Genomic DNA, 1,187 nt, shown 5'->3' with positions numbered 1-1,187 from the left:
CCGCCATCAGCGTGCCGGCCGTGACGCCGGCCACGCCCAGCCCGACGCCGCCCCAGACGATGATCTTGGCGCTGAGCGACGGGCCGCGAGCGGCGGCGCGGCGGCTGGCTTTCAGTGCCCGCAGCGGATGGCTGCCGGGGGGGCGATGACCTTCTGGGACCGGCCGGGGGCCAAAGCGGGTCTCGCTGGTGCGGTCGGCTTCGGTCAGGTGGTTCGGGTCGTCTTCGCTGTGATGCATCGCGGCAATCCTCGTCCTGGCGGAAAAACTTGCCTGATCAACCGCCAGCCCCGCCCGAATGTTCCGCAGCCGCGCGCGCAGAAATCTTGCCCCCGGCCCGCCACCCCGCTATGCCGCAGCCAGCCACGAAGGAGCCCGCCATGATCCCGCGCTATTCCCGCCCCGACATGACCGCGATCTGGTCGCCCGAGACGAAGTTCCGGATCTGGTTCGAGATCGAGGCTCATGCCTGCGACGCGCAGGCCGATCTGGGCGTGATCCCGCGCGAGAACGCGGAGGCGGTCTGGCGGGCGAAGGACGTCCAGTTCGACGTTGCCCGGATCGATGAAATCGAGGCCGTGACCAAACATGACGTGATTGCCTTCCTGACCCATCTGGCCGAACATGTCGGCAGCGATCACGCCCGCTTCGTGCATCAGGGCATGACCTCTTCCGACGTTCTGGACACGACGCTGAACGTCCAGTTGGTGCGAGCCGCCGACATTCTGCTGGCCGATCTGGACCGCGTTCTGGCGGCATTGAAGAAACGCGCCTATGAACACAAGAACACGCTGCGGATCGGCCGCAGCCACGGCATCCATGCCGAACCGACCACGATGGGCCTGACCTTCGCTCGGTTCCATGCCGAGATGGCGCGCGGTCGCGCCCGGCTGGAACGGGCCCGCGACGAGGTTGCAACCGGCGCCATCTCCGGCGCGGTCGGCACCTTCGCCAATATCGATCCGGCGGTCGAGGAACATGTCTGCGCAAGGATGGGGCTTCGTCCCGAACCGATCAGCACGCAGGTGATTCCGCGCGATCGCCATGCGATGTTCTTTGCCACGCTGGGCGTGATCGCCAGCAGCATGGAAAACATCGCCATCGAGATTCGCCACATGCAGCGGACCGAGGTTCTCGAGGCCGAGGAATATTTCAGCCCCGGCCAGAAGGGCAGTTCCGCCATGCCGCA

At 66.5% G+C, this 1,187-nt stretch carries 1 protein-coding gene and 1 pseudogene; one reads left to right on the top strand and one right to left on the bottom strand.

The window, feature by feature from the left end; genetic code table 11:
* Positions 1-238 (bottom strand): annotated as a pseudogene (locus B4A72_RS13685) (hypothetical protein); the annotation flags it as partial.
* Between the two features lie 140 nt (positions 239-378).
* Here B4A72_RS13685 and B4A72_RS13680 point away from each other — a divergent pair.
* On the top strand, positions 379-1,187 hold an 809-nt coding region (locus B4A72_RS13680; protein ID WP_292978842.1), incomplete at its 3' end, for a lyase family protein.

It is taken from the genome of Paracoccus sp. UBA5162 (genome assembly GCF_002413585.1).
Classification (GTDB): Bacteria; Pseudomonadota; Alphaproteobacteria; order Rhodobacterales; family Rhodobacteraceae; genus Paracoccus.
Note: the sequence above shows the minus strand (reverse complement) of the source record. Positions and strands in the feature narration are given on the sequence as shown.